Annotated in this window: 21 protein-coding genes, 2 tRNA genes and 1 pseudogene; 10 read left to right on the top strand and 14 right to left on the bottom strand. The window is 62.8% G+C overall.

The window, feature by feature from the left end:
- Positions 1-164: 164 nt before the first annotated feature.
- Positions 165-668: a universal stress protein gene (locus tag CK620_RS04530; RefSeq protein ID WP_238946015.1), complete on the top strand. Its 504-nt coding sequence runs from the start codon at positions 165-167 to the stop codon at positions 666-668.
- A 43-nt stretch (positions 669-711) separates the two neighbouring features.
- Positions 712-1,507, top strand: a protein-coding gene (locus tag CK620_RS04525; RefSeq protein ID WP_095549304.1) for an IS5 family transposase whose coding sequence is annotated in 2 segments (ribosomal slippage) — positions 712-974 and positions 973-1,507 — 798 coding nt in all. Because the reading frame shifts where the segments join, the coding sequence is not laid out codon by codon here.
- Positions 1,508-1,793: 286 nt separating this feature from the next.
- Here the strand turns inward: CK620_RS04525 and CK620_RS04520 are convergent.
- The gene (locus tag CK620_RS04520; RefSeq protein WP_095549303.1) at positions 1,794-2,735 is read right to left on the bottom strand and encodes a DUF808 domain-containing protein; all 942 of its coding nucleotides are present in this window, start codon (positions 2,733-2,735) and stop codon (positions 1,794-1,796) included.
- 91 nt (positions 2,736-2,826) lie between these two features.
- Between CK620_RS04520 and CK620_RS04515 the strand changes: the two genes are divergently transcribed.
- Positions 2,827-3,390 (top strand): cob(I)yrinic acid a,c-diamide adenosyltransferase, encoded by a 564-nt coding sequence (locus CK620_RS04515; RefSeq protein ID WP_095549302.1) that lies wholly within the window; start codon positions 2,827-2,829, stop codon positions 3,388-3,390.
- A gap of 46 nt (positions 3,391-3,436) precedes the next feature.
- On the opposite strand, the gene CK620_RS04510 is transcribed toward CK620_RS04515, so the two are convergent.
- The 3 genes from CK620_RS04510 to metK form a co-directional block, all read right to left on the bottom strand.
- Positions 3,437-3,856 carry a hotdog fold thioesterase gene (locus CK620_RS04510; RefSeq protein WP_095549301.1) on the bottom strand — a complete coding sequence of 140 codons (420 nt, stop codon included), beginning with the start codon at positions 3,854-3,856 and terminating at the stop codon, positions 3,437-3,439.
- Between the two features lie 117 nt (positions 3,857-3,973).
- A complete protein-coding gene (locus tag CK620_RS04505; protein ID WP_143325926.1) occupies positions 3,974-4,753 on the bottom strand; it encodes a DUF6683 family protein in 780 nt (259 codons plus the stop codon).
- Positions 4,754-5,356: 603 nt separating this feature from the next.
- Positions 5,357-6,544, bottom strand: a complete 1,188-nt coding sequence (gene metK, locus CK620_RS04500; protein WP_095549299.1) for a methionine adenosyltransferase — start codon at positions 6,542-6,544, stop codon at positions 5,357-5,359.
- Between the two features lie 178 nt (positions 6,545-6,722).
- Between metK and CK620_RS04495 the strand changes: the two genes are divergently transcribed.
- Positions 6,723-7,613 carry a lysophospholipid acyltransferase family protein gene (locus CK620_RS04495; RefSeq protein WP_095549298.1) on the top strand — a complete coding sequence of 297 codons (891 nt, stop codon included), beginning with the start codon at positions 6,723-6,725 and terminating at the stop codon, positions 7,611-7,613.
- A gap of 31 nt (positions 7,614-7,644) precedes the next feature.
- Positions 7,645-8,529: a lysophospholipid acyltransferase family protein gene (locus CK620_RS04490; RefSeq protein ID WP_179290575.1), complete on the top strand. Its 885-nt coding sequence runs from the start codon at positions 7,645-7,647 to the stop codon at positions 8,527-8,529.
- 45 nt (positions 8,530-8,574) lie between these two features.
- Here CK620_RS04490 and thiL read toward each other — a convergent pair whose 3' ends face one another.
- The gene (gene thiL, locus CK620_RS04485) at positions 8,575-9,585 is read right to left on the bottom strand and encodes a thiamine-phosphate kinase (RefSeq protein ID WP_095549297.1); all 1,011 of its coding nucleotides are present in this window, start codon (positions 9,583-9,585) and stop codon (positions 8,575-8,577) included.
- A gap of 26 nt (positions 9,586-9,611) precedes the next feature.
- Positions 9,612-10,043, bottom strand: a complete 432-nt coding sequence (apaG, locus tag CK620_RS04480; RefSeq protein WP_095549296.1) for a Co2+/Mg2+ efflux protein ApaG — start codon at positions 10,041-10,043, stop codon at positions 9,612-9,614.
- Between the two features lie 94 nt (positions 10,044-10,137).
- Between apaG and rpe the strand changes: the two genes are divergently transcribed.
- Positions 10,138-10,830 carry a ribulose-phosphate 3-epimerase gene (gene rpe / locus CK620_RS04475; RefSeq protein WP_095549295.1) on the top strand — a complete coding sequence of 231 codons (693 nt, stop codon included), beginning with the start codon at positions 10,138-10,140 and terminating at the stop codon, positions 10,828-10,830.
- 66 nt (positions 10,831-10,896) lie between these two features.
- A tRNA-Ser gene (locus tag CK620_RS04470) sits at positions 10,897-10,981 on the top strand.
- A gap of 576 nt (positions 10,982-11,557) precedes the next feature.
- Here the strand turns inward: CK620_RS04470 and CK620_RS04465 are convergent.
- The 5 genes from CK620_RS04465 to CK620_RS04445 form a co-directional block, all read right to left on the bottom strand.
- Positions 11,558-11,848, bottom strand: a complete 291-nt coding sequence (locus CK620_RS04465; RefSeq protein ID WP_095549294.1) for a hypothetical protein — start codon at positions 11,846-11,848, stop codon at positions 11,558-11,560.
- A 7-nt stretch (positions 11,849-11,855) separates the two neighbouring features.
- Complete coding sequence (locus CK620_RS04460) at positions 11,856-12,779, bottom strand: hypothetical protein (RefSeq protein WP_095549293.1); 924 nt, start codon at positions 12,777-12,779, stop codon at positions 11,856-11,858.
- On the bottom strand, positions 12,776-14,110 hold the full coding sequence (locus tag CK620_RS04455) for a tyrosine-type recombinase/integrase (RefSeq protein WP_238946014.1): 1,335 nt from the start codon (positions 14,108-14,110) through the stop codon (positions 12,776-12,778). Before CK620_RS04455 ends, CK620_RS04460 begins: the two co-directional genes overlap by 4 nt.
- Positions 14,111-14,115: 5 nt before the next feature.
- Positions 14,116-14,361 carry a hypothetical protein gene (locus CK620_RS04450; protein ID WP_095549291.1) on the bottom strand — a complete coding sequence of 82 codons (246 nt, stop codon included), beginning with the start codon at positions 14,359-14,361 and terminating at the stop codon, positions 14,116-14,118.
- A gap of 333 nt (positions 14,362-14,694) precedes the next feature.
- Positions 14,695-15,192 carry a DUF1643 domain-containing protein gene (locus CK620_RS04445; protein WP_095549290.1) on the bottom strand — a complete coding sequence of 166 codons (498 nt, stop codon included), beginning with the start codon at positions 15,190-15,192 and terminating at the stop codon, positions 14,695-14,697.
- Between the two features lie 119 nt (positions 15,193-15,311).
- Between CK620_RS04445 and CK620_RS04440 the strand changes: the two genes are divergently transcribed.
- Positions 15,312-15,545 carry a helix-turn-helix domain-containing protein gene (locus tag CK620_RS04440; protein WP_095549289.1) on the top strand — a complete coding sequence of 78 codons (234 nt, stop codon included), beginning with the start codon at positions 15,312-15,314 and terminating at the stop codon, positions 15,543-15,545.
- A 301-nt stretch (positions 15,546-15,846) separates the two neighbouring features.
- On the opposite strand, the gene CK620_RS04435 is transcribed toward CK620_RS04440, so the two are convergent.
- Together CK620_RS04435 and CK620_RS04430 are read right to left on the bottom strand one after the other, a co-directional pair.
- Positions 15,847-17,469, bottom strand: a complete 1,623-nt coding sequence (locus tag CK620_RS04435) for an AAA family ATPase (protein WP_179290574.1) — start codon at positions 17,467-17,469, stop codon at positions 15,847-15,849.
- Between the two features lie 156 nt (positions 17,470-17,625).
- Positions 17,626-18,012, bottom strand: a complete 387-nt coding sequence (locus CK620_RS04430) for a hypothetical protein (RefSeq protein ID WP_143325924.1) — start codon at positions 18,010-18,012, stop codon at positions 17,626-17,628.
- A gap of 425 nt (positions 18,013-18,437) precedes the next feature.
- Between CK620_RS04430 and CK620_RS04425 the strand changes: the two are divergent.
- Together CK620_RS04425 and CK620_RS04420 are read left to right on the top strand one after the other, a co-directional pair.
- Positions 18,438-18,740, top strand: a pseudogene (locus tag CK620_RS04425) (ribulose-phosphate 3-epimerase); the annotation flags it as partial.
- Positions 18,741-18,803: 63 nt separating this feature from the next.
- Positions 18,804-18,893: transfer RNA gene (locus tag CK620_RS04420), tRNA-Ser, on the top strand.
- Positions 18,894-18,988: 95 nt separating this feature from the next.
- Here CK620_RS04420 and trpD read toward each other — a convergent pair.
- Positions 18,989-20,029 carry an anthranilate phosphoribosyltransferase gene (gene trpD / locus CK620_RS04415; RefSeq protein WP_095549286.1) on the bottom strand — a complete coding sequence of 347 codons (1,041 nt, stop codon included), beginning with the start codon at positions 20,027-20,029 and terminating at the stop codon, positions 18,989-18,991.
- Positions 20,030-20,066: the final 37 nt, after the last annotated feature.

The following is a 20,066-nucleotide window of genomic DNA, read 5'->3' as shown; positions in this document are numbered from 1 at the left end:
CCCTGCGCGGGGGGCGACAAGTGCATAACACGCTCTAACCCCAATGCCACCCTCGGTCAAAGCGCCGCACCATGCCGCGCGCCATTACCATGCCGCAGACGGGCGCGCCCGAAGACCCAGGCCAGTGCAGCCTTTTCCATCAACGATTTCTGGAGGCCACCACCATGTCCTTGTATCCCCGCATCATGGTGCCCATCGACGGCACGGACACATCGCTGTGCGCCATAGCCCACGCCAAGGCCATCGCCAAAGCCTTTGGCAGCACGGTGCTGGTGCTGTACGTGGTGGACCCTTACCCGTTCACTGGCATCGGCACGGATCTGGCCTATGGCCAGGCGCAGTACGTGGCCGAATCCAGCGAGCAAGGCCAGCAGGCCTTGCAGCAGGCGCGCGCCGAGCTAGAGGCCGAAGGTCTGGCCGTGCAAACCCTGTCGCTGGAAGGCTCGATCGTGCAAAACACCATTTCTGATGTCGTGAAAGAGCGCGGCATCTCGCTGATCATCATGGCCTCGCACGGGCGCTCCGGGCTGGAGAAGTTCCTGCTGGGCAGCACCACCGACCGCGTGCTCGGCTCGGTGCAAGTACCGGTGATGGTGGTGCGAAAAGCCGCCGATGAGGCCGCCGCCCCAGCCAGCGAGGCTGCGCCAGTGCCCATGCCGCCTTGTTAGAACCTGTTCAAAATCTTTTTGCCAATTTGTCTATGCTCGTTGCATGAGAGCGAAATACCCAAGCGACATCAGCCCAGAGCAATTTGAGCATGTGCGCCCTTTGCTGGAGGGCGCGCGCAAAAGCACTCGCCCGCGCACGGTGGATCTGTATGAGGTGTTCTGCGCCGTGCTGTACCTGCTGCGCACAGGTTGCCAATGGAGAGCTCTACCGAGTGACTTTCCCAAATGGCGCACCGTACACGCCTACTTCCAGATCTGGAGCCAGCCCAATGAACAAGGCACCAGCTTGCTGCAGCAGGCTTTAAAAAAATCAAGTTGGCGCGGCCCGCGAGAAACAGGCGCGCAACGCATGCAGCGCCTTCTTGATCGTGGACGCACAGAGCGTCAAGGGCAGTGACACCGCTGGCCACAAAGGCTATGACGCAGGCAAGAAGGTTTCAGGCATCAAACGTCACATCGCCGTCGATACTCAAGGTCTGCCCCACGCCATTGCCGTGACGACTGCAAACATCACAGACCGCCAAGGCGCACTACAGGCACTCCAGCGCTGCCAACCTGCATGCAAGCGCGTGCAAGGCCTGCTGTGTGACAGCGGCTATGTGGGCAAACCTTTTGCACAGGGCGTGCAAGCCATTTTGGGCGGGCACGTCAACGTGCAGATCGCCAAGCGCAGTCAGTTGCACACCTTCAAGGTGATGCCCAAGCGCTGGGTTGTGGAGCGCAGCTTTGCCTGGCTGGACAAGAACAGACGCTTGTGGAAGAACTGCGAGCGCCTGCTCAATACCAGCTTGCAATTCATCCACTTGGCTTTCCTGGCGCTCATCCTCAAAAGATTTTGAACAGGTTCTTAGAGCGTGTTATGCACTTTTCGCCCCCCCCGCGAGAGCGCAAAGTGCACAACAACACGCTCTGCTCAACCCGGCAACCGCGCCAGGGCGTTGAGCGGGCTTTCAAGGCCATCCCTTTCAAGGTCTGGACGCGCTGCCCAAATTCCAGGCAACCCAGCCCCCGCCATAGGGCCATCCCAAAACCGCCGACACCTTGTCCACAGCCTTATCCCCGGCCGATGGGGATGACTTCGGGCTATCCACGGTCAGGCGCAGCCGCCGGGCTTTGAGCAGGCACTCAGTGCCCGCGGCCCAGCAGGCGCTTGACGCCCATCACCACGGCCACGATCAGCAAGCCGGCCACCAAGCCCACCAGGCCATTGCCCAGGGTGTTGACCCACAGGCTCTCGGGGTTGCCCGTCCACTGCTGCGCCAGGTGCTCGATGGCGTGGTGCACAGACTCCAGGCCATGCACGAGGATGCCGCCACCGACCAGGAACATCGCCGCCATGCCGACGACGGACAGGGTTTTCATCAGCCAAGGAGCAGCCCAGAGAATGGCCTTGCCCAGGCCCTGGCGCCAAGCCTGGCGCTGGCTGGCCAGCCACAGCCCCAGGTCATCGAGCTTGACGATGCCAGCCACCAGCCCATAGACCAGCACCGTCATGGCCAGCGCCAGCACCGACAACACCATGGCCTGCTCGGCAAAAGCCCGGCCTTCAACCACGCCCAGCACGATGGCAACGATCTCGGCCGAGAGAATGAAATCCGTGCGGATTGCGCCCTTGATCTTGGCTGCTTCGTCCAACGTCGGCTCGGCCTGGCCATGGCCATGCGCATCGGCGTCGCGGTGCAGCCAGCGGTGCAGGATTTTCTCCGCCCCCTCGAAACACAGAAAAGCGCCGCCCAGCATCAGCAGCGGCGTAATCAACTGCGGCAAAAAGGCGCTGATGAGCAGCGCCGCCGGCACCAGGATCAGCTTGTTGATCAGCGAGCCTTTGGCCACGGCCCAGACCACCGGCAGCTCGCGCTCGGAGGCCACGCCCGTGACCTGCTGTGCATTCAGCGCCAGATCGTCGCCCAGCACGCCGGCGGACTTCTGCGCCGCCACCTTGGTCAGCACGGCCACATCATCGGCCATGGCTGCGCCCTTGCGCGCCGCCACCTTGGTCATCACAGCCACGTCGTCCAGCACCGTAGCGATGTCGTCGAGCAAGGCCAACAATCCCGCAAACGCCATGAACACACCCTTTCATTGAAAATCGTCGCCCGCCCCTGCCGGGGCAGCGTGAAAAACCCGCTATGGTAGCGGTTTGACTTGGAGAGAGCGCATGGGCAACCGATTGAGCACCATCACCACCCGCACCGGCGACGACGGCAGCACTGGCCTGGGCGACAACACGCGCCTGTCCAAGGCCAGCGCGCGCATCCATGCCATTGGCGAGGTGGACGAGCTCAACTCCCACATCGGCCTGCTGCTGTGTGAGGAGCTACCCGATGACGTGCGCCAGCTGCTGCAGGCCGTGCAGCACCAGCTGTTCAATCTGGGCGGTGAGCTGTCCATGCCGGGCTACCAGCTGCTGCAGGACGAGGCGCTGGCCGCGCTGGATGCGGCCTTGCCGCAGTACAACGCCCAGCTGCCGCGCCTGAAGGAGTTCATCCTGCCAGCAGGCAGCCGCGCTGCTGCCCAGGCCCATGTATGCCGCACCGTGGCGCGCCGCGCCGAACGCGCCGTGGTGGCGCTGGAAGCAGGCGGCGAGACGCTCAACCCCGGCCCGCGGCGCTATCTGAACCGGCTCTCCGATCTGCTGTTCGTGCTGGCTCGCCACCTCAACCACAACCACGGCGCGGGCGAGGTGTATTGGCAAAGCCAGCGCCTGCAAGAGCAGTCCTGAAGAACGGTCTGAACGAATCGCAGCGACAGGCGCTGCGATGCCAAGCTCAGCGGTTCAGGATGGCCATGGTCAGGCGTGAGATGCAGGCCATCTTGCCGGCCTCATCGACGATCTCGATGTGCCAGACGTGGGTGCTGCGGCCAATGTGGATGGGCCGCGCCGTGCCCGTCACCCAGCCCGAGGTGACGGCCCGCAGGTGGTTGGCATTGATCTCCAGCCCTACCACGTTGCAGCCTTCGGGCGAAGCGTAGTAGGCCGCCTGCGAGCCCAGTGTTTCGGCCAGCACCACGCTACAGCCGCCATGCAGCAGGCCAAAGGGCTGCTTGGTGCGCTCGTCCACGGGCATGCGCGCCTGGATGAAGTCATCGCCCAACGCCAGTACCTCGATGCCCAGATGGGACACGGCGGTGTTGGCAGCGGATTGATTGAGCAACTCGACGGAGACAGGCTTTTTCCAGATTGGCATGGCGCAGGGTCAGGGCAGGCAGAAAACGGGGCGATTCTAGGGCCTGTGATGCGCCTTGCGCCGCGCGCAGCCGCCGCCCGCCTGACCGCCCCCCCGTGCGCTTTCATGGCGCTGGCTTCATGGCTGCGTGACGAAGCCCTGATCGCTCAGCTTCATCTGCTCGGCATCGAAGCCAAAGCTTTGCAGCGCCTGGCGCGCATCGTCGGTCACGGCCTGGACGGAGTAGCCCTGCGCGCCCTGCTTGGCCTGCTCATAGCCGTGCTGGGCCAGGGTGGCAAACCAGTACAGCGCCTCGGCCACACGCTGTTTTTGCGCATCGTTCATGCTCTGGATGTCGGCCACGCCTGCCATGCGCTGCTGGATTTGCCGGTGCACGGCGGCGTTTTGCGCATCCGTGGTGTTGGCGCCCTGCAAGATGCCGTAGTGCACCATCAGCCAGGTGGTCAGCGCAGTGCCCAGGTCGTGCATGGCGTAGCCCTGCTTTTTCAGCTCGGGCTCCAACAAAGCCACCAGGTCGATCTTGCCGAAAGCATCGCGCAGCGCCTGCTCGCCCTGCGTATCCAGTGCGCCACGGCTCTTGCCCACGTTCACCAAATGGCCGATGACCTCATCGCGCACCTGCGCACTCAATGCCGGCGTGTAGGTGTAGCCAGCGTTGCTGGCCGATGCCGCCGGTTTGTCCGAAGCCGGCGGGGGCGTGGACGACGAGAGCGCGCCGCCCACGGCGCGCAAGGCGTCCTGCGCAGCGGCGTCGAAGACGCCGGCAAAACCCCAGCTGGCGGCGGGCTGGGCCAGCCCTACAGCCAGCGCCAAAGCGCCCAGGGCGCGGCGCTTCTGGGCCCAGAAAAAGCGCGCCTGAACGGCCAGGCGCCCCCACATCGTGCATTGAATCGGCATCAATCAATCTCCCTTGGTGCGGCATGGCGTTGCAATGGTTTTCCCGAGGCTGCTGCAGCCATGCCATGGCGCCCCGGCCCCCGCAAACCGGGGCCTGTTCAGTATAGGGATGGCCTCCCATGCTGCCAGCGCGGGCCATGCTTCCAAATGCAACGCAGCCAAGGCCACCCGGCCGCGCCCTACCCGCCATGATCGGCTCATGGGCTGCCCCTGGCATACACACAGGCGCAGCCGCGACGCTACAAGGGGCTCTGCCATGCCAGAGATTGCTGAGGTTTGGTTTGCGAAGCGGTTTTTCCGAGGCAAAAGCCGCAGATGCAAGGCGAAAACACGCTCAAGGCGGCGCCTTGCGCGCATTTGCAACGCAGCAGTTGCGAAGGTTTCGACCGAAAACTCCGCCGCAACGCCCCATCTCAACACGCCCCTGGCCCACAACGCCCTGGCATCCGCACTGCGCCAATGACTGACCAGCAGGCGCGCAACATTTGCTTTCACTTGAACGCTTGAGCGCCTTCGCTGCCATGGCCACAAAAAAAGAGCACGGCGCGCATGGACGCCGTGCTCCTGTTGTCGGGCTCAGAGGCCTTTGTTCTGTGTGTCCGGTCAGTCTTTCAAGCCAGCGGCGGCGCGCAGGGCTTGGGCCTTGTCGGTGGCTTCCCAGGTGAACTCCGGCTCGTCACGGCCGAAGTGGCCGTAGGCGGCGGTTTTTTCGTAGATGGGGCGGCGCAGGTCGAGCATTTCGATGATGCCGCGCGGGCGCAGGTCGAAGTGCTCTTGCACGAGTTGGGCGATTTGCTCGTCCGGGATCACGCCCGTGCCTTCGGTGTAGACCGTGACGTTGATGGGCTTGGCCACGCCGATGGCGTAGGAGACTTGGATTTGCGCCTGGCGCGCCAGCCCAGCGGCGACGATGTTTTTGGCCACGTAGCGCGCGGCGTAGGCGGCAGAGCGATCGACCTTGGTGGGATCCTTGCCGCTGAAAGCGCCGCCGCCGTGCGGGCAGGCGCCGCCGTAGGTGTCGACGATGATCTTGCGGCCCGTCAGCCCGCAATCGCCCTGCGGCCCGCCGATGACGAAGCGGCCCGTGGGGTTGACCAGGTATTTCGTGTCCTTGAGCCACTCCTTGGGCAGCACGGGCTTGATGATTTCCTCGATCACGGCCTCGATGAAGCTGTCCTTGAGCTTGGTGGCCGTCTCGCTCTGGTCAGGGCTGTGCTGGGTGGAGAGCACCACGGTGTCGATGCTGTGGGGCTTGCCGTCCACATAGCGCATGGTCACCTGGCTTTTGGCGTCGGGGCGCAAGAAGGGCAGGCGGCCATCGCGGCGCAGCTGGCTTTGGCGCTCGACCAGGCGGTGCGCGTAGTAGATGGGCGCGGGCATCAGCTCGGGCGTTTCGTCGCAGGCGTAGCCAAACATCAGGCCCTGATCGCCCGCGCCGATGTTGAGCTCGTCGTCGCTGGCCTTGTCCACGCCCTGGGCGATTTCCTGGCTTTGCTTGTCGTAGGCCACCAGCACGGCGCAGCCTTTGTAGTCGATGCCGTACTCGGTGTTGTCGTAGCCGATGCGCTTGATGGTGTCGCGCGCGATCTGGATGTAATCGACGCTGGCGCCGGAGGTGATTTCACCGGCCAGCACCACCAAGCCGGTATTGGTCAGCGTCTCGGCGGCCACGCGGCTCATGGGGTCCTGGGCGAGCAGCGCATCTAAAATAGCGTCCGAAATCTGGTCGGCGACCTTATCGGGATGGCCTTCAGAGACCGATTCCGAAGTAAACAGAAAATCGTTGGCCATAAAAAAACTCCTTTCGTTGGCAGTGGTTCTGATAGGCGTTTGCCTGAAGCCACCCTCGAAAAAGGAGTCCGGGCGAACGCTTTAGCAGCATTGTTTTCAGTCGCCCTGCAAGTTGCTCTTTAACTCAGCGACCGATCCCGCAAGGGGATCCAAGCAGGCGATTGTAGCCCCGTCTTTCATGTTCTTTCTCCTGCGCACGCTCTCCTGGCTGCCCGCCCGCCTTTTGCAGGCCCTGGGCTGGCTGCTGGGCTGGCTGGTTTTTCTGGCCTCGCCGACGTATCGGCGGCGTTTCATCGACAACGCCGCGCAGGCCGGCTACCGCTTCGCCCAGGTGCGCGCCGCAGTCGGCCATGCCGGGCGCATGGTGGCCGAGCTGCCCAAGGTCTGGCACGGCCCACCTGTGCCCGTGGCCCTCGACGAACAGGCCCAGCGCCTGCTCGACGAGATCTGGCCCCTGCCGCAAGGCGTGCTGTTCATCACCCCACACATGGGCTGTTTCGAGCTCTCCTCACAGACCGTGGCGCAATACTGGGCGCAGCGCTGGGGCACGGCGCGCGGGCCGCTGACGGTGTTGTACCGCCCGGCGCGCAAGGCCTTTCTGGCGCGCATGTTGCAAACCGTGCGCAACCGCCACGGCCAGCAGGCCGTGCCCACCGACATGAGTGGCGTGCGCGCGCTGCTGCGCTGCCTGCGCCAGGGCGGCGCCGTCGGCCTGCTGCCCGATCAGGTGCCACCCTGGGGCATGGGCGAGTGGGCCGATGTATTCGGCAAGCCAGCCTACACCATGACCATGGCCGCACGCCTGATCCAGCAAACGCGGCCCATTGTCGTCATCGCGCGCTGCGAGCGCCTGCCCTGGGGCGCAGGCTACCGCCTGTACCTGGAGCAGCTGGATTTGGACGCCAGCGCCAGCCAGGCCGCGCTGGTGCAGCAGATCAACCGTGCCGTCGAGGCACAGATCCGCGCCTGCCCCGATCAATACATGTGGGGCTATGCCCGCTACAAGGCCCCGCGCGGTATGCCCGCCGATGCCGTGCAGCCCCAATCGCTGGAGGATCTGCAAGCATGAGTGCCTGCCCATCTCGCCAGGGGCTGTGCTGATGCGCTGGCTCCATGCCTTGAGCGGCCATGCCGTCATCGCCCTGATGCACGTGCTCTCGCGCCTGCCCCTGCCGGTGCTGCGCGCCATGGGCCATGGCCTGGGCCGCGTGCTGTACTGGCTGGCCAGGCCGCGCCGCCGGGTGACGCTGATCAATCTGCGGCTGTGCTTTCCTGAACAGAGCGAGGCCACCCGGCGCCAGTGGGCCAAGGAATGCTTCGTGTACTTCTGCCAGACCTGGCTGGATCGCAGCTGGCTGTGGCTGGCCCCGCCAGAGCGGCTGCGCCAGCGCATACGGCTCGTGGGCGCCGTGCACGAGCTGGACGACCCGCGCCCGCTGATTTTGCTGGCGCCGCACTTTTATGGGCTGGATGCGGCGGGCGTGGCCGTCGCACTGGGCAGCACCCGGCTGGCCGCCAGCATCTACACCAAGCAACCCAATCCTGTGCTCGATGCCTGGATCAAGCAGCGCCGCGCCCGCTTTGGCCAGGTGCTGCTGCTCAACCGCGCGCAAGGGTTGCGCCCCATCGTGCAAACCCTGCGCCAGGGCGGCGCGCTGTTTCTGCTGCCGGACATGAATTTCGGCCCGCGCGAATCCATTTTTGTGCCCTTTTTCGGCGTGCCTGCGGCCACCGTGGCCTCACTGTCGCGCTTTGCCCGCATTGGGCAATCGCGCGTCGTGCCGCTGCTGGCGCGCGTCACCCCCGGCGGCTATGAGATCGAGATGCTGCCGCATTGGCAAGACTTCCCGACCGATGACGCCGTGGCCGACACCGTGCGCATGAACCGCGAGGTCGAGGCCTGGATACGCACCATGCCTTCGCAGTACTTCTGGGTGCACAAGCGCTTCAAGTCCAGGCCGCCGGGCGAGCCACCGATCTACTGAATGGGAGCGCGGCAAGCCATGCAGGCCCTGCGACAGAGCCTGTCCTCAAGGGTTGCCCGCGAAATGGTCGAACGACGCCGACGCCAAAGCCAGGGGCTGGCCCTGGCCGTCGAGCACCTGCAGAGCCGGCCCCGCTTCAGGGCGCGGCGTGATCTCACCGATGCGCTGCACGCCCATGCCCAGTTCCTGCCCCAGCTCGCTCAGGTAAGAGCGAAAACCCGGATGGGCAGTGAACAATAGCTCATAGTCGTCACCACCGGCCAGCGCGAACGCAATCCTTTGTGCCTCAGACCAGTCGGCCAGCTCCGGCGCGGCCCACAGCCTGGGCGCCGTCTCCAGCAGGCTTGCGCCACGGATGCAGGCGCCAACCCCCGAAGCCGCCAACAGGTGCTGCACATCGCCGTGCAGGCCGTCGCTCAAGTCCATCGCGCTGCTGGCCACGCCACGCAAATGCCGCGCCAGCTCCAGCCGCGGGCTGGGGGCCTCCAGCCGCTGCAGCAAATGTGCCCGCAGCGCCGCATTGCCACACTGCCAATGGCCCTGCAACAGTTGCAGGGCGGCGCGCGCCTCGCCAATCGCGCCGCTGACATACACATCGTGCCCAACGCGCGCGCCGCTGCGCAGCAAGGCCTGCCCTGGTGGCACCTGGCCAAAGGCGGTGATGGTGATGGACAGTGGCCCGCGCGTGGTATCGCCACCCACCAGCGGGCAATCGCACTGCTGCGCCAAGGCCAGCAGGCCCTGCGCAAATGCCTGCAGCCAGGCCTCGTCCACAGCCGGCAAGGTCAGCGCCAGCGTAAAGCCCAACGGCGTGGCCGCACAGGCGGCCAGGTCGCTCAGGTTCACGGCCAGGGCCTTGTGCCCCAGCCGCCTGGCATCGGTGTCGGCAAAAAAATGCCGCCCAGCCACCAACGTATCGCTGGACACCAGCAGCTGCGCCCCCTCCGCCGGCTGCAACAATGCGCAATCATCGCCAATGCCGGCCAGCACAGCCGGCGTATGCAGGGCCTGCGCCGGCTGCCGGAAATAGCGCGCAATCAGGTCGAACTCGCCCATGGCCGCCCCCGCCTGCACAGCCCGCATCAATGCAGCAGGCGCGACTGGCCCGCCGGTGCCATGATCACCAAATCCTTGGCCACCGCGCCAGCTGGCGAGCCGGCATCGAGCACGAACTCGGCAATCGGGCACTCGAACACCTGGCCTTGCTCGTCCACGCACAGATAGTGGCCGCGCATGCTGCCCTTGGGCGTTGCCAGCTGACACATGCTGGTGTACTCGAAAGACTGGCCCGGCTCCAGAAACGGCTGGCCCCCGACCACGCCCAGGCCGCGCACCTGCTCAACCTGGCCATGCCCATTGCGAATCCACCAATGACGGGCAATCAACTGCCCAGCGCGCTCGCCATGGTTGTGAATCCGAATCGTGTAGGCAAAGCGATACACGGCCTGCGCCGGATCGGACTCGCGCGGCAAATACTCGCAGCGCACCTGAACGTCAAAAAAGTTTTCCTGCATGGGCCGCGATGGTAGCGCCTTGGCGCCAAAACGCACCCCCCTGCGCCAATGGCCCTAGCCAGAGCGCAGTCGCAATCTTTGCGACAATCGGCACATGAATTGCACCGCCAGCCCCACCCACCGCATTGCCCCCTCCATCCTCTCGGCCGACTTTGCCCGCCTGGGCGAGGAAGTGCGCAACGTCATCGCCGCTGGCGCCGACTGGATCCACTTCGACGTAATGGACAACCACTACGTGCCCAACCTCACCTTCGGCCCAATGATCTGCCAGGCGCTGCGCCCGCACGCCAAGCAGGCCGACGGCACGCCCGTGCCCATCGACGTGCACTTGATGGTCGCCCCGGTCGACGCCCTGGCCGCCGAGTTCGCCGCCGCCGGCGCCGACTACATCAGCTTCCACCCCGAGGCCAGCGAGCACGTGCACCGCAGCATCCAGGCCATCCGCGCCAAGGGCTGCAAAGCCGGGCTGGTGTTCAACCCGGCCACGCCGCTGAACGTGCTCGACTGGGTCATCGACGATCTGGACCTGATCCTCATCATGAGCGTCAACCCCGGCTTTGGCGGCCAGAGCTTCATCGACTCAGCCCTGCGCAAACTCGAACAGGCGCGCAAGCGCATCGACGCCTGCGGCAAAGACATCCGCCTGGAGATCGACGGCGGCGTCAAACCCGAGAACATCCGCCGCATCGCCGATGCTGGCGCCGACACCTTCGTGGCCGGCAGCGCCATCTTCAACGCCCCCAGCTACGCGGACGTGATCGCACGCATGCGCCAGGCCCTGGCCTGAAAGCCGCTGCCTCCGCAGAATTCCTCTGCTAGAATCACGCGCTTGCACCGCATGCAACCAGTTCCAGGAGAGGTGGCAGAGTGGTCGAATGTACCTGACTCGAAATCAGGCGTAGGTGCAAGCCTACCGAGGGTTCGAATCCCTCCCTCCACTGCAAGTATTCATGTCAGACGGGCCCGAGTGGCCCGTTTTGCATTTCTACCTTCCGCTCTATCTATCGCAGCGACGAGTTCGCTGAGACACGGGGCCTTGCTGTCTAGCAGTTAGCTGAGGCTTTTTCATTTCCAGCCTGCCGCACACACACCTTGCATGATGGCAATGTGCGTCTCGTTTACGGCTTGTGAGTACTGACCCAGTCTTTCGCGGGTGATCTGCACAGCATTGTTTGCATTTACGGCCAGGTGCGGCGCCCGTTCAATATCGCGGAGACCCAGCCGACCGTATTTGTGGGGAGAACGTTGCGCACCGTAGATGCCTCATTCAGAGTGTTTGATGCATGGCGGCGGTATCGCTACGTCGGCTCCGAGCCAGCAGAATAGCGTCGTCAGATACATGGGCATGCAGCACCTTGTGCTCTGGCGATGTTCCTAGCGGACGGTCTTACAGTTCTGGCATGGCAAGTGCGAGTAGCTCGGGGTAGACTTTATAGTGCCAGTGACCAAGCCTTTTCTCGCAGCCTCAGTACGCTCTGCGCTTGGCTCTGCCCACCAACTTGGAGGAGAGGGCTTTATCGGGCCCTTGAGAGGCACGCCTTGCGGCTGTCCTGGTCTTTGATGGCATAGCAGCGGTCCCGTGATCCTTTGATTTCCGCCAGACACTGATTGCGGTTGTCACAATCCTTGATGCGATAGCAATTCCCAGGGTTCCGCTTGACCTGCGCCAGACAGTACGCACGCTTGTCCGTATCCTTGATCGCGTAGCACTCCGAGGTGCCCGCCATGGCCTCCCCCATCCAGGCCATTGCGATCATGCAGAGTGGCACGAGGAGGTATCTTTTCGCTATGTTGTTGATGGTCATGGTGCCCTCATTCGCAGACGCTGTGGAACATGGCTTGCTCTTCACCTGCAGTGCAGATAGTCAGCCATTGCCCATCACGCTGCCAGCGGAATCTACAAATGGCCAGCCCCGATCCGCTGCAGGACTGCATTTCCGGACGGCCCTCACATCGGCTGTCACCCTCCATGCAGTGATCAGCATCTTGGGAGATCACAGGTAGCCAGCCATCACGCAAGAGCACTACCCGCACCTGTGCATAGGATTCGTTGCGCGCAAATGGCGGGACAGGGCGCCGTTTGATACTGGTCTGGGCCTGGGTTTCGTCCACTACTGGCGGCGGCGAGCGATCATTTCCGTCTGGTGACTTGCGAGAAATCATGAGTGGCGCCCGATCCGCTGCTGCCACGACCTCCCCTGTGGCCTTCTGCCATTGCCTGGCATATGCCCAGTAGGTCTGCCCTTGGTAGGTGACCTGCATGCGCTTGGGTTTGAGGGGAGCTGCATCATCCTTCGATGATTGCCATTCCATCCAGTTCGCTGTCACAGGATCACCATGCGCCACCTCACGGCATTGCCCGCGTGCGATCTTTCGCATTCTTTCTTGATAGACGGCCCAGTTGTCGCGCTGCATGTAGCTGTCGCTGGTCATGATCCGTACTAGGACTTCTGGCTGGTGACGGAATTTCTCCAGGAGGGCTTGGTTCGTCACATCCTCAGCAGCGATGATTTCATCGAATGATTGCTGTTGATGGCATAGCAGGGCAGGCTCTTTCATGGCAGGGCGTAGTTCCAGCTCTACATCCGGCATGAGTAATGCGACCGAGGCCATGATCACGATAGCCAGCCCATGCCACGCTAGCACTACCTTCGCTTTGCCTATAAGGCCCTGTCCCCATGTGATTGATGACCACGCAGTGAGAGACTTCCATTTGGTGGCGAGATAGTTCTTCATTGCATGGCTCCCTCTGTGTTGTTGTGTTGATCGGCTGCGTCGGCCCGTGTTGATGCGAGTGGGGCAGAGCTATGACCGACAGTCATATTTCCTGCGCGGCGACCGAGGGCGTAGTCCGCCCAGTCCTGCATGAGCTGCTGCCGCTTGGCCAGCAGGTCACCGCGCCGATACGCCGCCTCCACCTTGTTGCCCACCGTATGGGCCAGCGCCATTTCCGCGACCTCGTTGGGGTAGTCGGTTTGCTCTGCGCACCAGTCGCGGAACGTGGAGCGGAATCCATGGGGCACCGCTTTCAGCTTCAGGCGACGGAGTACCGCCGTGAGCGTCATGTCGGAGAGCCGGCTGCCCAATTCAGGATTACGGCTGTTAGGACTCGGGAATACATACGCCTTGCCCGTTGTGCGTCCTGCTGCCAGCGCGAGCGCTTTCATTTCTTGCAGGAGTGCGATGGCTGCATCCGACAGCGGCACCCGATGGGCCTTGCTGGCCTTCATGCGTTCAGCGGGGATCGTCCACACACGCGCAACCAGATCGATTTCTTCCCAGGTGGCACCGCGAACTTCTCCGGAGCGGGTTGCCGTCAGGATCAGGAATAGCAAGGCCTTGGCCCCCATCCCCTCATGGCCCACCAACTGATCCATGAATACTGGCAACTGGGCATAGGGCAGCGCCTGAAAATGCGTGGTCTTTTTTACCTTGCCCGGAGCGGGCAGCAGCTTATCCAGCAGCCCCTTCCAACGCGCAGGATTGGAGTCGGTACGGTAGCCCCGTGCAATGGCCCAGTCGATGATGGACTCGATGCGACCACGCAGGCGGGTGGCCGTCTCCGTCTTGCTGGCCCAGATCGGCTCCAGTACCTTGAGCACCATCGCGAGTGATATGTCCCGCACAGGCACTTTGTCCAGCACAGGGGTGGCGTACATATCCAGTGATCGTTGCCATTGCTGTGCATGCTTGGCGTTTTTCCAGCCCTTCTCATGCGAAGCGATGTATCGCTTGGCTGCTTCACCGAATGTCATGCTGGTGTGGATTTCCGCGACCAGACGGGCACGCGCTCTGCGTGCATCCTCGATGGGGTCAATACCCTGCGCCAATTTGGCACGGGCAGCGCGAGCTGCCTCCCGTGCTTCGGCCAGCGTGACGGACGGATACGAGCCCAGGCCCAGATCACGGCGCTTACCTGCCACCTGATAGCGCAGCACCCAACTGCGTGAGCCGTACATCGTGACGTTGAGGATCAGGCCACGCACACCGCCGACATGGTTGGTGCCACGGCGCCAGAGGGCGGCGACCTGGGCCGCGCCTAGTTCCTTGCGAGGCTCGCGGGGCATCAGGCCTATACCTCCGCTGATGCAGGACCGGAATAGCCAGGGGGCTCATAGATCAGTACCTGCCACTCGCGCAACAAGGCATCAGAGAGGGTCTGGGCAGGGTCACCCTTATTCATGTCGATCAGTTCAATCTCGACGTCGCGAGTCCTGCCCTCGGATAGCCATTCAATCCAGACCCGGAAGCGGGGGATCACCCCGCGCTGGTGGAGATAAACGCCCTGCAGGGGCGCAGGCGATTTAGGTACGGTCATCGAATTTCCTCCTTGACCGCCACTCTGGAGAATTTGGAGGGCTTGCAGGAAATTTCGGTTTCATCGTTCCGGAACCCGCATGGGGCAAGGCAATGCTCTCCTCTCCCCAATTTCATTGAGTTTGTTGCTATTAATTCCATACGAATGACTCCTATACCTTTGATTTTCAATAGCTTTTTTTATTTACGGAGAGGGGGTATCCGGAGCGGGCGTGCTGCCTTGAGGAACGAGACAGAGGACAGGTTTTCTTGCCGTGCAAGGCACGGAGCCCCCCCGGCGATGGAGAGCATGACGGAGGGGTGGACAACGGGTAGAGCTGCCTGCCCCGTCTGTTCAGGCCGGTTCGTAGGGCTCCAGTGTCCAGCTATAGCTCAGAGACGCGGGATGACGCGGATGACCATTGGCGGTCAGCTCTCCGAATCGGCGCCATTGAGGAGCGTATTTCGCTAGCCGCTGGAACAGCTCGTCCCGGGCTCGGTAGAGATATGGTCGGCTCATCACCAATTCCCCCCATCCTGCCCAGATGGTAGGAGCAGGGTATTGGGCGATGACCTTCTCGATTTCTTCCAGATTGCGCTCGTAGGCTAAGGGGTCAGCCTTTGGCGGCAGGTCTTGGGGATCGGTGGCCCTGACCGGGTAGAGGTTCAGCATGATGAAACTATCGAATCCGCACTGCTGGGCCACCTTCTTCACCTTGGTGACTGTGTTGTCCAGTTTCTTTTGAGTGGCCGTGCTGGGATTGAGGCCGATGGTGATGAGCGGACGCTTTCCTAGCGTACCCAGGGCGTAGCGCCATTGGTCGTCGTGCTCGGAGAGGTAGATCTCGTACATAGTGCCTTTCAGGTGGGTATTCGTTGCGTCTGCCCAGTCCGCTCAGGCTAGGGCATCAGATTATTTTGTACCACATATGCGGGTGCATAAAGTCATCAGGCAACGGACAGTCCCTACCCATGACCAGGGACGAGGTATTGATAGCAGCGTTCGCCGACGAGCTTCGCTCCAGGCGTGCGGCGCTACGCTTGTCTCAAGAGGAATTAGCCCATCGTGCGGGTATCAATAGGACGTATATCGCCAAGTTGGAGCTGGCACGAAATCAGCCTACGTTGACTGTGTTGCTGCGCGTGGCTGAGGCGCTGGAGGTGCCGCTTCCAGAGTTGATTGCCGGGGCTCTTGATCGGCGGTAGTTGCCGTTCCTTTCCGAAGGAGTTAGCTGGAGAGCTGAGAGCGCGGCTGGGGATATGCCCCACGGCTCAGGTATTGGCCCATTGCTCCCCTGGCCTCTCCGGGCCCAGGAGATATCCAGACAGCCTATTGCCGATGGTCAGGGTGCCGCACGATCAGCTGCCCGCTCCGGATTGGATGATTCCTCCGGGTGCAAAATCCAGCTTCCAGGCCCCCTACCACATTCATCCCTCCCAGCCAGCCCCCTCTCCCCCGCCCCCTCTTCCCCTTTAGGGGAGGGGGCGGGGGAGAGGGAGGCCAGGGTCAGTGTCGCAGACGTACCTTACCGTCATGCAGGATCAGGAGTCCGGCATCGATCAGGGACTGGATTGCCTCACGCACATTCTTGGCGCGGTGGTTACTGCCATAGCCTTCTTCCCCGCTGTCGCATTTATCCTTGAATGCTTGCGCGACCATCTTGCTGGCGGCCTCATAGGTCATCTCCCCCGAAGACTGTTCGCCCTCGGCGCCGATGCCTGTCATGCGCATATGCAAGGTGATTGCCTTCAGCGCCACATCGGCTCGCTCCTGAGCCTTGGTCTTGAGGGATGGCGGGGTCCTCGGAGCTTCTGCATCCTCGACATGCCGCACCACGATGGATTTGAGGGGCTCCGTTTCGTGCTCTGGCTGGAAGCTAACCTCCTCGATCTTGAACCATCCGCATGCTGGTTCGCCATCCCGGCCCTTGGCCAGGCGCCAGTAGCGATTTTCGCCCGAGCGGCCCACCTCGATGGACACGTCCGGATTCGCGTGCAGCGCGTAGGCACCGCGTGCACCCCGCTTGGGGTCATTGCCGCAATGGTGCACGAGCAACACTGCTGCCCCGGTCATTTGGGTCAGGCGCTGCACGTTAGCAATTACCCCTGCCATGGCGGTGTTGCTATTCTCTTCCGCCATTCCGGCGATGGACGCCGACAACGTATCGATCACGATGAACTTGGCATCGTGCTTTAGCGCCGTCACTGCCAGTTCGTTGACATCCTCCTCGCTGGCGACGTTGCAAGGATTGAAGACATAGCGGATGCCTTCCAGGTGGCCGATGCCCCGGTCATGCTCCAGCGCCTGCACGCGGGTACGCACCCCGATCTGCCCTTCCAGGGCTACATAGATCACATTTGTACGGGTCACGGGATGCCCTGCCCAGTCAGATTCACTCGCAATAGCTGCCACCATATCGAGCAGCAGCGCGGTTTTGCCCGCCTGGGACTCGCCCCACAGGATGATGATCTCGCCCCCGTGAAACACGTCCCGTACCAGCCAGACATGCCTGGGCAGATGACGGAAGTCCTTCGATGTATGGGTGGGCAGCCCGCGCGTTACCCCCGGCGGGAGCGGCAGGGTAGGCTCGGGCAATTGGTGCAAAGGCGGAGATACGGAGGGCAGGGCCGCTGCTTCCAGTTCGGGTGCCGGTGCCGCCATTGAGGACGCGGGCAGGGATTGTGCCTCCAAGCTGGGGGCGGTTTCCGCCTGCTCGTCTTCCTTCGGACTCGGCTCGGGCTGGGGTCCCACCGCTTGGGTGGTGACCAGTTTCGGCAGGTAGTTGTTATCACTGGGAGAGGACGTGCGCTCAGCGGACAGATTGTCGGCCTCCAGCTCCTTGCGCAGATCGCATTGCCAATCGAGGATGGCAGCCATGAATTGAGCTTCTCCGGCGTATTGGCGCGGAGGCAGATGTACCTCGTCCAATCCAGGGGCTGATGCCTTTGTCGAGGAGATGCGTATCGATTCGGCCTGCTCGGTGATCGGGGCTTCGATCGGTTCATCGTCGTTCGGGCTGGTCTTCGGATAGAGCAGCAGTGCTTGCTTCACGACCTGCTTCGCCACCTGGTTGTTGAAGTTACGAGTGGCCTCAAAGTGACCAGAGGGGTCGATGTGTTGGTTCGACATATACGTTCTCATTGATTGTTAGTTGGGCATGCGCAGGACGCGGTGAGAGGAGCAAGCAGTTGCCTTGCCTCCTCCGGCCATCGGTGGATTGGCGCGTGAGCGCCCTGCGACATGCAGATAGACGGGGGCCGGAGCCCCCACCGCTTTAGGGCATGACTACTTATCTGAGCGCGTGCGAGCTACAGATTGCATGTGGGCCGGACGGCGCTTCTTGGCTACTCGCTTGCGCATCCCGGCCTGATCGATCGGCGGGGTAGTGAGACAGCGTTCCATGTGCCACAGTCGGTCGCCTACCGTCTCCACGCGCTCCATGAGATCGCGCAGCATGGCGTTTTGCCGCTCGAGCATCTGGTTCTGCTGCATGAGGCAGGCGGTTTGCAGGGAGAGGGTGAATTGGTCTTGGTTAATCGTCTGTTTCTTCGGCGATGCGCAGGCTGCCGGTTCTGTCATAGCCGACCAGGGAAGATATCCAAGATACGCCTTGTTGCAAATTCCTTCATTCGCCGCGCAGAAGGACTGAGTGATTGAGAATGAATATTCCATGATTCGTGTTAGCTCCTATGGTTATGTGTGTTCAGGCGAGAAATTCGCGGGCCACATGAGATAACGGGGAAACAGGCGCGGACAACGCCGTCGGAAAAAAACGAATTTGTATCTGCACGTATCCATCGTCTGTGGGGTGCAGAGGTGGATCGCCCTCCTACAGGATGTGGGTGAGCAGGGGTGTATGCCCCCCTGGTCATCGCCGGGCCGGCGAGGGGTAGCGCGAAGGGAAGAGGTGCAGTACTGGCTACGCGGCCGTGCCGACGATCAGTACATGGAGGTCGCAAGTGCCTCTTTCGTGCCGCATGGATGGGGGGGGGCTGCATCTGGTTTACCCTGCGGCCTACCCATTGATCCTTGTGGAGAGCGCCGCTCACCCCGGAGTGGTGCATGGGCGGCGTAGTTTTGGCCTAGACTTGGGCCGCGCGCCGCTGGACGTGCTCGACTGGGTCATCGACGATCTGGACCTGATCCTCATCATGAGCGTCAACCCCGGCTTTGGCGGCCAGAGCTTCATCGACTCGGCCCTGCGCAAGCTCGAACAGGCACGCAAGCGCATCGACGCCTGCGGCAAAGACATCCGCCTGGAGATCGACGGCGGCGTCAAGCCCGAGAACATCCGCCGCATCGCCGATGCCGGCGCCGACACCTTCGTGGCCGGCAGCGCCATCTTCAACGCCCCCAGCTATGCGGACGTGATCGCACGCATGCGCCAGGCCCTGGCCTGAAAGCCGCCGCCGCAGAATTCCTCTGCTAGAATCGCGCGCTTGCACCGCATGCAACCAGTTCCAGGAGAGGTGGCAGAGTGGTCGAATGTACCTGACTCGAAATCAGGCGTAGGTGCAAGCCTACCGAGGGTTCGAATCCCTCCCTCTCCGCCAACAACAAAGCCAAGTGATTGATTTCACTTGGCTTTTTTTTTGGCACACAGCCTGATAATGGGGTGGCCTGCTCAGGATTACCCCGACGGAGGCGCTCAGGCCGCAGTCTGTGCCAGCTCTTGGGTGGTGCGCACGAATTCCTGCAGCTTGCGCTGGGCGTTGCCGCTGTCGATGGCCTGGCGGGCCAGGTCGATGCCCTGGGCGATGTCGCTGGCCACGTTGGCGGCATACAGCGCTGCGGCGGTGTTGAGCAGCACGATGTCGCGCGCCGGGCCGCTTTGGCCTTGCAGCACCTCGCACAGCATGCGTTGCGATTGTTCGGGGGTGTCGGCGCGCAGGGCGCGGGTGCTGGCCATGGCCAGGCCGAAGTCCTCGGGGTGGATTTCGTATTCGCGCACCTGACCGTCCTTGAGCTCGCCGACCATGGTGGCCGCGCCCAGGCTGATTTCGTCCAGGCCGTCCTTGCCGTAGACGACCAGTGCGTGCTCGGCGCCCAGGCGCTGCAAGGTGCGCACCTGGATGCCGACCAGATCGGCGTGGAACACGCCCATCAGGATGTTGGGCGCGCCAGCCGGATTGGTCAGCGGCCCGAGGATGTTGAAGATGCTGCGCACGCCCATTTCACGCCGGATCTGGGCCACGTTCTTCATGGCCGGGTGGTGGTTGGGGGCGAACATGAAGCCGATGCCGGTGCGCTCGATCGAGGCGGCGATTTGCGCCGGGCTGAGCTGGATGTTGGCGCCCAGGGCTTCCATCACGTCGGCGCTGCCGCTTTTGCTGGAGACGCTGCGCCCGCCGTGCTTGCTGATCTTGGCGCCGGCGGCGGCGGCCACGAACAGGCTGCAGGTGGAGATGTTGAAGGTGTGCGCCCCATCGCCGCCAGTGCCCACGATGTCCACCAGATGCCGGGTGTCCTTGACCTGCACCTTGAGCGAGAGCTCGCGCATGACGGAAGCCGCTGCCGTGATCTCGCCAATGGTTTCTTTCTTCACGCGCAGGCCGGTGATGATGGCCGCCGTCATCAGCGGCGAGATCTCGCCCTGCATGATCAACCGCATCAGATGCAGCATTTCGTCGTGAAAGATCTCACGGTGTTCGATCGTGCGTTGCAGGGCTTCCTGGGGCGTGATGGGCATGGCTGGGCTCTAAGACAAAGGCGGCAAATATACACCT

Source organism: Vandammella animalimorsus (assembly GCF_002285285.1).
In the GTDB taxonomy this organism is placed as follows: domain Bacteria; phylum Pseudomonadota; class Gammaproteobacteria; order Burkholderiales; family Burkholderiaceae_C; genus Lampropedia; species Lampropedia animalimorsus.
This window is presented reverse-complemented; position numbering and strand designations above follow the sequence as displayed.

Excerpts from the sequence above, each read along its gene's own strand:
- CK620_RS04530 (WP_238946015.1), top strand. The coding sequence starts at position 165 with ATGTCCTTGTATCCCCGCATCATGGTGCCCATCGACGGCACGGACACA.
- CK620_RS04520 (WP_095549303.1), bottom strand. The coding sequence starts at position 2,735 with ATGGCGTTTGCGGGATTGTTGGCCTTGCTCGACGACATCGCTACGGTG.
- CK620_RS04515 (WP_095549302.1), top strand. The coding sequence starts at position 2,827 with ATGGGCAACCGATTGAGCACCATCACCACCCGCACCGGCGACGACGGC.
- CK620_RS04510 (WP_095549301.1), bottom strand. The coding sequence starts at position 3,856 with ATGCCAATCTGGAAAAAGCCTGTCTCCGTCGAGTTGCTCAATCAATCC.
- CK620_RS04505 (WP_143325926.1), bottom strand. The coding sequence starts at position 4,753 with ATGCCGATTCAATGCACGATGTGGGGGCGCCTGGCCGTTCAGGCGCGC.
- metK (WP_095549299.1), bottom strand. The coding sequence starts at position 6,544 with ATGGCCAACGATTTTCTGTTTACTTCGGAATCGGTCTCTGAAGGCCAT.
- CK620_RS04495 (WP_095549298.1), top strand. The coding sequence starts at position 6,723 with ATGTTCTTTCTCCTGCGCACGCTCTCCTGGCTGCCCGCCCGCCTTTTG.
- CK620_RS04490 (WP_179290575.1), top strand. The coding sequence starts at position 7,645 with ATGCGCTGGCTCCATGCCTTGAGCGGCCATGCCGTCATCGCCCTGATG.
- thiL (WP_095549297.1), bottom strand. The coding sequence starts at position 9,585 with ATGGGCGAGTTCGACCTGATTGCGCGCTATTTCCGGCAGCCGGCGCAG.
- apaG (WP_095549296.1), bottom strand. The coding sequence starts at position 10,043 with ATGCAGGAAAACTTTTTTGACGTTCAGGTGCGCTGCGAGTATTTGCCG.
- rpe (WP_095549295.1), top strand. The coding sequence starts at position 10,138 with ATGAATTGCACCGCCAGCCCCACCCACCGCATTGCCCCCTCCATCCTC.
- CK620_RS04465 (WP_095549294.1), bottom strand. The coding sequence starts at position 11,848 with ATGACCATCAACAACATAGCGAAAAGATACCTCCTCGTGCCACTCTGC.
- CK620_RS04460 (WP_095549293.1), bottom strand. The coding sequence starts at position 12,779 with ATGAAGAACTATCTCGCCACCAAATGGAAGTCTCTCACTGCGTGGTCA.
- CK620_RS04455 (WP_238946014.1), bottom strand. The coding sequence starts at position 14,110 with ATGCCCCGCGAGCCTCGCAAGGAACTAGGCGCGGCCCAGGTCGCCGCC.
- CK620_RS04450 (WP_095549291.1), bottom strand. The coding sequence starts at position 14,361 with ATGACCGTACCTAAATCGCCTGCGCCCCTGCAGGGCGTTTATCTCCAC.
- CK620_RS04445 (WP_095549290.1), bottom strand. The coding sequence starts at position 15,192 with ATGTACGAGATCTACCTCTCCGAGCACGACGACCAATGGCGCTACGCC.
- CK620_RS04440 (WP_095549289.1), top strand. The coding sequence starts at position 15,312 with ATGACCAGGGACGAGGTATTGATAGCAGCGTTCGCCGACGAGCTTCGC.
- CK620_RS04435 (WP_179290574.1), bottom strand. The coding sequence starts at position 17,469 with ATGTCGAACCAACACATCGACCCCTCTGGTCACTTTGAGGCCACTCGT.
- CK620_RS04430 (WP_143325924.1), bottom strand. The coding sequence starts at position 18,012 with ATGGAATATTCATTCTCAATCACTCAGTCCTTCTGCGCGGCGAATGAA.
- trpD (WP_095549286.1), bottom strand. The coding sequence starts at position 20,029 with ATGCCCATCACGCCCCAGGAAGCCCTGCAACGCACGATCGAACACCGT.